Here is a 1,148-nt window from a genome sequence, read left to right as displayed (position 1 = left end):
AGATGACCGATCACCTGGGCTATGACCGGCACGATCCGGCGGGGAAGAACGGCGGCAACTCCCGCAACGGCAAGCGGTCCAAGACCGTCGTCACGGACGTCGGACCGGTCCAGATCGAGGTGCCGCGGGACCGCGAGGGCGGATTCGAGCCGCAGATCGTCAAGAAGCGGCAGCGGCGGCTGACCGGGGTCGATGAGATGGTGCTGTCGCTGTCGGCGAAGGGCCTGACCCACGGTGAGATCTCCTCACACCTGGCCGAGGTCTATGGAGCCGAGGTGTCCAAGCAGACCATCTCCACGATCACCGACTCGGTCATGGAGGGCATGGCCGAGTGGCAGGCCCGCCCCCTCGACCGTGTCTACCCGGTCGTCTTCGTCGACTGCATCAACGTGAAGATCCGCGAGGGCCAGGTCGCCAACCGGCCCATTTACCTGGCCTTGGCGGTCACAGCCGAGGGACACCGCGACATCCTCGGACTGTGGGCCGGGGGCGAGGGAGGTGAGGGGGCCAAGCACTGGTTGCGGGTGCTGACCGAGTTGAAGAACCGCGGCGTCGAAGACGTCCTCATGCTGGTCTGCGACGGATTGAAGGGCCTGCCCGACGCGGTCGGTGAGGTCTGGCCGAAGACCGTGGTGCAGACCTGCGTAGTCCACCTCCTGCGGGCCTCGTTCCGCTATGCCGGCCGACAGGACTGGGACAAGATCGCGAAAGCACTGAAGCCGGTCTATACGGCGCCGACCGAGGACGCCGCGATGAGCCGGTTCCTGGAGTTCAGCGAGGAATGGGGCGGCAAGTACCCGGCGATCGTCCGGCTCTGGGAGAACGCCTGGGCCGAGTTCGTGCCATTCCTGCAGTTCGACGCGGAGATCCGGCGCATCGTCTGCACCACCAACGCGATCGAGTCAGTCAACGCACGCATCCGCCGGGCAGTGAGGGCCCGTGGTCACTTCCCCTCGGAGAACGCGGCGCTGAAGTGCATCTACCTCGCGGTGATGTCCCTGGACCCGACCGGGACGGGACGCAAACGCTGGACGACCCGCTGGAAGCGAGCCCTCCAGGCATTCGACATCGCCTTCGACGGCCGCCTCACCCACAACCGAATCTGACCCACGACACCAACCCAGTTACACCGTTCACTGGACAGACCC

Annotated in this window: 1 protein-coding gene; it reads left to right on the top strand. The window is 66.0% G+C overall.

The window, feature by feature from the left end; translation table 11 throughout:
* The coding region (locus tag ACIPK3_RS34425; RefSeq protein WP_402576146.1) for an IS256 family transposase at window positions 1-1,106 on the top strand (1,106 nt) is incomplete at its 5' end.
* Window positions 1,107-1,148 lie beyond the last annotated feature (42 nt).

It is taken from the genome of Streptomyces sp. NPDC086787 (assembly GCF_044745865.1).
Lineage (GTDB): Bacteria > Actinomycetota > Actinomycetes > Streptomycetales > Streptomycetaceae > Streptomyces.
The sequence above is the reverse complement of the archived record's forward strand: the minus strand, read 5'-3'. Positions and strand labels throughout refer to the sequence as shown.